Annotated in this window: 5 protein-coding genes and 1 pseudogene; 5 read left to right on the top strand and 1 reads right to left on the bottom strand. The window is 63.6% G+C overall.

What is annotated here, in order from left to right; all coding sequences use genetic code 11:
• From VGD20_RS19550 to VGD20_RS19530, 5 genes are all read left to right on the top strand, one after another.
• On the top strand, positions 1-306 hold a 306-nt coding region (locus VGD20_RS19550), incomplete at its 5' end, for a DUF2846 domain-containing protein (protein WP_331136046.1).
• A gap of 241 nt (positions 307-547) precedes the next feature.
• Entirely contained in the window at positions 548-2,194 is a 1,647-nt protein-coding gene (locus VGD20_RS19545; protein WP_331136045.1) for an acetolactate synthase large subunit, read from the top strand.
• A 109-nt stretch (positions 2,195-2,303) separates the two neighbouring features.
• Entirely contained in the window at positions 2,304-3,737 is a 1,434-nt protein-coding gene (locus tag VGD20_RS19540; RefSeq protein WP_331136044.1) for an aldehyde dehydrogenase family protein, read from the top strand.
• Between the two features lie 151 nt (positions 3,738-3,888).
• Positions 3,889-4,761 carry a UDP-2,3-diacylglucosamine diphosphatase gene (locus VGD20_RS19535; RefSeq protein ID WP_331136043.1) on the top strand — a complete coding sequence of 291 codons (873 nt, stop codon included), beginning with the start codon at positions 3,889-3,891 and terminating at the stop codon, positions 4,759-4,761.
• Positions 4,758-5,810, top strand: coding sequence for a glycosyltransferase family 1 protein (locus tag VGD20_RS19530; protein ID WP_331136042.1), 1,053 nt, complete (start codon positions 4,758-4,760; stop codon positions 5,808-5,810). The genes VGD20_RS19535 and VGD20_RS19530 overlap by 4 nt, the downstream gene beginning before the upstream one ends.
• Here VGD20_RS19530 and VGD20_RS19525 read toward each other — a convergent pair.
• A pseudogene (locus VGD20_RS19525) lies at positions 5,807-6,386 on the bottom strand (ABC transporter ATP-binding protein); the annotation flags it as partial. The gene VGD20_RS19530 and the pseudogene VGD20_RS19525 overlap by 4 nt on opposite strands.

Below are 6,386 nucleotides of genomic sequence, written 5' to 3'. Positions count from 1 at the left end.
GCGCTCGGATGCGGGATCAATGAAAATGGCCAGCGATTGAGCGCGCTCGGAGCGGGCAAATATGTCGTCCTTGCAGCCGATCCGGGTTCGCACAGCTATACGGTCAAGAGCGAAGCTACCGACCTTCTGACGCTCGAGGTAGAACCAGGCGAGACCTATTATGTGAAATGCAAGATCAAGATGGGCATCATGGTCGGCCGACCCAATATCGCGCCATCGACGCAGGCCGATTTCGACGAACTCAGTCACAAGCTTGAATATGTCGACGCCGATGACATCGGGCCCAAGAAAGAGAAAGAGAAATAGGCTGGGTCAACTCACAGGGGACCGTCACCTCCTGATGCAATCGTCGCGGCCCCGCGCATCCCGTGCGGGGCCGCCTTTGCGCAGGGTGACAACCCCCTGCCCCCTCGTTACAAACCTGTCCCGATGCAGCAGGGACTCGCGACCTATGACGAGCGCCGCTGCAACGACATATGTGCTGAGGGGTCGCCGGCATGACTTGGGGCCGCACCGGGCGGTGCGCAGCTGAGGGGGCGACTGACATATGAAAAAAGCATCCGACCTGTTCATCGAATGCCTGGAGGAAGAAGGCGTCGAGTATATTTTCGGCGTTCCGGGCGAAGAAAATCTCGATTTCCTCGACAGCCTGTCGCGGTCGACCAAGATCAAATTGATCCTGACGCGCCACGAACAGGGCGCGGGCTTCATGGCCGCGACCTATGGCCGCCATACCGGCAAGACCGGGGTGTGCCTTGCGACGCTCGGCCCCGGCGCGACGAACTTCGTGACCGCCGCCGCCTATGCGCAGCTCGGCGGGATGCCGATGATGATGATCACCGGGCAGAAACCGATCAAGAAATCGAAACAGGGGCGTTTCCAGATCCTCGACGTCGTCGCGATGATGGGACCGATCACCAAATATACGCACCAGATGGCCTCGTCCGACAATATCCCGAGCCGCGTGCGCGAAGCCTTTCGCCTCGCCGAAGAGGAAAAGCCCGGCGCGGTGCATATCGAATTGCCCGAAGATATCGCCGACGAGCATACCGAGAGCCTGCCGCTGAAGCGCAGCCACTCGCGCCGGCCGACAGCCGACGTGAAATCGATCCGCGAAGCGGTGAAGGCGCTCGAGAACGCGACCTCGCCGGTACTCGTGATCGGGGCGGGCGCGAACCGCACGATGACCGGCCGGATGCTGCTGCAGTTCATCGAAAAGACCGGCATCCCCTTCCTGACGACGCAGCTCGGCAAGGGCGTGATCGATGAGCGGCATCCGAAATTCCTCGGCTGCGCCGCGCTGTCGTCGGGCGATTTCGTCCACCGGGCGGTCGAGGCGTCCGACTGCATCGTCAACCTCGGCCACGACGTGATCGAAAAGCCGCCCTTCTTCATGCAACGCGGCGGCCCGACCGTGATCCACGTGTCGAGCAAGACCGCCGAGGTCGATCCGGTCTATTTCCCGAATATCGAGGTGATCGGCGATATCGCCAATGCGGTATGGCAGATGAAGGAGGATATCGTCCCCAACGGCGGATGGAAGTTCGATCATCTGCTCGCCTATCGCCAGGCCGAGGTCGAACATACTGCGCCGCTGGCGAAGGACGAGCGCTTCCCGATCTTCCCGCCGCACCTCGTGCAGTCGATCCGTGACGCGATGCCCGACGACGGGATCATCTGCCTCGATAACGGCGTCTACAAGATCTGGTTCGCGCGCGGCTATACCGCGTGCAAGCCGAACACGGTGCTGCTCGACAATGCGCTCGCGACGATGGGCGCTGGCCTGCCGTCGGCGATGATGTCATCGATGCTCTATCCGAACCGCAAGGTCATGGCGATCTGCGGCGACGGCGGCTTCATGATGAACAGCCAGGAAATGGAAACCGCGGTGCGGCTGGGGCTCAACATCACGGTGCTGATCCTCAACGACAACAGCTATGGCATGATCCGCTGGAAACAGGCGAATATGGGCTTCAAGGATTGGGGGCTGACCTATGGCAACCCCGATTTCGTCAAATATGCCGAAAGCTATGGCGCGCACGGCCACCGCGTCGAGAGTGCGGCGCATTTGAAGGAACTTCTCGCCTATACCCGCGATACGCCGGGTGTGCATCTGATCGACTGCCCGGTCGATTATTCGGAGAACGACCAGATTTTGAACAACGACATCAAGCGGTTGTCGAAGGAGCTTTGATCTGGTGCATGATACCCCGGCGAAAGCGGGGGTACCATGCGGCCCGGACAGCCGCTGCGCGTAATAGCACTGGGTCCCGGCTTTCGCCGGGATACGGAGAACAGACCCGATGAAACTCAAAGACGTCTATCCGCTCTACCTCGCCAACGAGGCGAAGCAGCCCAATACCGACCTCGAGGTCACCGACAAATATACCGGCAAGGTCGCGTTCCGGACGGCGCTCGCGACTCCCGATGTCATCGACGAGGCGATCGCCGGCGCCGTGCGTGCCGCCGAGCCGATGGCGCGGCTCGCGAGTTTCGAGAAACAGGCGGTCCTCAACCATTGCGTGGCGCGCTTCAAGGAACGGTTCGACGAGCTTGCCTATGCGCTGTGCGTCGAAGCCGGCAAGCCGATCAACGATGCCGAGGGCGAGGTCACGCGCCTGATCGACACCTTCCGCATCGCGGCCGAAGAAGCGGTGCGCAACTATGGCGAAGTCCAGCCGCTCGACATCTCGCCCCGCGCCAAGGGCTATATGGGGATGTGGAAACGCGTGCCGATCGGCCCGTGCAGCTTCATCTCGCCGTTCAACTTCCCGCTGAACCTCGCAGCGCACAAGATCGCGCCGGCGATCGCGATGGGCTGTCCCTTCGTGATGAAGCCCGCGTCGATGACGCCATTGGGCGCAATCATCATGGGCGAGGTGCTCGCCGAATGCGACATCCTGCCCGAAGGCGCTTTCTCGATCCTGCCCGCGACGCGCGACGGCGCCGATCTGTTCACGACCGACGAAAGGCTGAAACTGCTGTCCTTCACCGGTTCGCCCGGGGTTGGCTGGGATCTGAAGGCGAAGGCGGGCAAGAAGAAGATCGTGCTCGAACTCGGCGGTAACGCCGCGGTGATCGTCGACAAGGACGCCGACCTCAAGCATGCACTCGACCGGATCATCTTCGGCGCCTTCTACCAGTCGGGGCAATCGTGCATCGGGGTGCAGCGGATCATCATCCACGAAGACATCTACGACAAGTTCCGCGCGATGCTGGTCAAGAAGACCAGGACGCTGATCGCGGGCGATCCCAAGAAGCGCGAGACCTTCATCGGTCCGATGATTTCCGAAAAGGAGGCCGCGCGGCTCGACGGCTGGATTCAGGAAGCGGTCGCGGGCGGCGCGAAGCTGCTCACCGGCGGCAAGCGCAAGGGCGCGATGCTCGAGGCGACGCTGCTCGAAAATGTCGACCGCAAATCGAAGGCGTACCGCGAGGAAGCCTTCGGCCCGCTGGCCATCTTGTCCAAGTTCAAGAAGTTCGACAAGGCGATGGCCGAGGTCAACGACAGCAAGTTCGGGCTGCAGGCGGGTATCTTCACGCGCGACATCCACCAGGTGCTCGATGCATGGGACACGCTCGACGTCGGCGGCATCGTCGTCAACGATGTGTCGAGCTATCGCGTCGACAATATGCCCTATGGCGGGGTGAAGGACAGCGGGCTGGGCCGCGAGGGCGTGCGCTTCGCGATGGAGGATATGAGCGAAATCAGGAATTTGGTGATCCGGCGAACCTGATTGGATCATGGTTAACCAGATATGTGTCAAATAGGCAACGTCACACAAGCGACGCCGAAATTTCTTCAAACTGTCGCGGTTTTGATTCGCACGCTGTAACAAATCTCCTGTCTAGGCCGGGGGCAGCTAAAGGCTGCTTTCGGAGTGTGACATGGCATCGATTTCGACCCTGCCCATCCCCGCCCGCTTTCCCGACCCGTTCACAACCGATCCGCATGTTCCCGAGCGGGTGATTGGCGAACGGCGGAGCTATCGCACGGTGTGGGTCAGCGACATTCACCTCGGCACGCGCGGGTGCAACGCGCCGCTGCTGATCGACTTTTTCGACCATGTCGATTGCGAGACGCTCTATCTCGTCGGCGACATCATCGACGGCTGGCGGCTCAAGAAGCGCCATTTCTGGCCGCCCGAGCATAATGACGTCGTGTGGCGCGTGCTCAAGCGCGCGAAGCGCGGCACGCGCGTCGTCTATGTCCCCGGCAACCATGACGAAATGTGCAAGCCGTTCGACGGCTTCGATTTCGGCGGGGTCGAGATTCGCCGCGAGGCGATCCACGAGACCGCCGACGGCCGCAAGCTGCTCGTCGTCCATGGCGACGAGTTCGACGCCGTGATGCTCGCGCACCGCTGGCTCGCCTTCGTCGGCGACGCCGCCTACACCGCGCTGATGAAGTGCAATGTGGTCGTGAACCGCGTCCGCAGCGCGTTCGGCCTGCCCTATTGGTCGCTGTCGATGGTCGCCAAGCACAAGGTCAAGAATGCCGTCCAGTTCATCGGGCGCTACGAGGAAGTCGTCGCCCACGCCGCGCGCTCGCGCGGGGTCGACGGCGTGGTGTGCGGCCACATCCACAGCGCCGAGATGCGCGAGATCGAGGGCACCGAATATTATAACGACGGCGACTGGGTCGAAGGCTGTACCGCGCTCGTCGAGCATCATGACGGCACGATGGAAATCCTCCACTGGGCGAAAGAGGTCGCGGCCCGTAACGTACCGACGCCGCTGGCGCTTCCGGCGGCCGCATGAGGATATTGATCGTCACCGACGCGTGGGAGCCGCAGGTCAACGGCGTCGTCCGCACGTTACAGGCGACGATCGGCGAACTTCGCGCCGCAGGGCATGAGGTCGGGGTAATCTCGCCGGACCTGTTCCGTTCGCTCCCCTGCCCATCCTATCCCGAAATCCGGCTCGCACTCGCAGGCCGGCGCAAGGTCGCGCGCCATATCCGCGCCTTTGCGCCGCAGGCGATCCATATCTCGACCGAGGGGCCGCTCGGCATGGCGGCACGGCGCTGGTGCATCCGCAGCAACTTCCCCTTCACCACCGCCTATCACACGCGCTTTCCCGAATATGTCGCCGCGCGGCTGCCGCTGTCCCCCGCCTTCGTCTGGCGCTTCATCCGCTGGTTCCACCGCCCCGCGCGGCACATCATGGTCGCGACGCGCAGCCTGGCACGCGAACTCGCCGATCAGGGCCTGGCCCAGACGATGATGTGGGAACGCGGCGTCGACCACGATCTCTTCCGCCCCGGTCGCGCGCCGCACCCCGCGTTCAAAGGACTGGCACGCCCGATCCAGCTTTATGTCGGCCGCGTCGCGGTCGAAAAGAATATCGGCGCGTTCCTCGACAACGACCGGCCGGGAACGAAGATCGTCGTCGGCGAAGGCCCCGCGCTCGCCGACCTGCAGGCGAAGCATCCCGAAACGCTGTTCCTCGGCAAGCTTGGCGGCGAGACGCTCGCCTCGACCTATGCGGGCGCCGACGTCTTCGTCTTCCCGAGCCGGACCGACACCTTCGGGCTCGTCGTCATCGAGGCGCTGAGTTGCGGTACGCCGGTCGCGGCCTTTCCGGTCCCGGGACCCGGTGACATCGTGACCGACGACGCCGGCGCGCTCGACGAGGATCTCGGCCGCGCAATCGACGCCGCGCTCGCGTGCGACCGCGCCGACGCCGCCGCACTCGGCGCGCGGTACAGCTGGTCGAGCTGCACCGCGCAGTTCGTAAAGGCGCTGACCTTCGTCCCTTCCGAACCGGCGCCCGAAGGCGCGATCGGGACCGCCGGCCTCGCGGCCTAGAAGGTCTTGCGCCACTCCAGCTCGATATAGCGGCCCAAGGGGTCGATATAGCCCGGCTGGTAGTTGAGCGGCACGATGCCGTTGGCGTCGGTGATCTTGCGCTGCGCATCGAAGACATTGTCGACCGACAGGCGCAGGCGCGAGCCCTTCAGGAACGGCAGCTTTTCGGTCAGCTTCGGCTTCTGGTTCAGGTCGACGAAGAAACGCAGGTTGAAGGTTGCGAGGTCGCCGAATTTCAGGTCGCCGGCGGTGCCGCCGGTGACCGTGCTGCCGCTGTCATATTTCGCGCTGAGCCGCACGCCCATCCCCTTGTTGAACAGGCCGCCGTCGAGTTCGAACAGGTGGCGGTTGCTGCCGCCGCCGCTGCCCGTTGCCGACCCGTTCAAAAGGTCGAGTTCGGGAACACCCGGACGGATCAGTACTTTGTCGGTCAGCTTGATCGTGTGATAGAGCGACACCTGCCAGCGCCCGCCCTGCGGCCCGCCGAACATTCCGCCGGGGCCGCCACCACGGCCACCACGGCCGCCCATCCGCGGGCCACCGCCGCCACCGCCGCGCGGGCGGTCGGCGCCGTCG

Origin of the sequence: Sphingopyxis sp., assembly GCF_036402335.1 — a bacterium.
GTDB lineage: Bacteria > Pseudomonadota > Alphaproteobacteria > Sphingomonadales > Sphingomonadaceae > Sphingopyxis.
The sequence above is the reverse complement of the archived record's forward strand: the minus strand, read 5'-3'. Positions and strand labels throughout refer to the sequence as shown.

Excerpts from the sequence above, each read along its gene's own strand:
- VGD20_RS19545 (WP_331136045.1), top strand. The coding sequence starts at position 548 with ATGAAAAAAGCATCCGACCTGTTCATCGAATGCCTGGAGGAAGAAGGC.
- VGD20_RS19540 (WP_331136044.1), top strand. The coding sequence starts at position 2,304 with ATGAAACTCAAAGACGTCTATCCGCTCTACCTCGCCAACGAGGCGAAG.
- VGD20_RS19535 (WP_331136043.1), top strand. The coding sequence starts at position 3,889 with ATGGCATCGATTTCGACCCTGCCCATCCCCGCCCGCTTTCCCGACCCG.
- VGD20_RS19530 (WP_331136042.1), top strand. The coding sequence starts at position 4,758 with ATGAGGATATTGATCGTCACCGACGCGTGGGAGCCGCAGGTCAACGGC.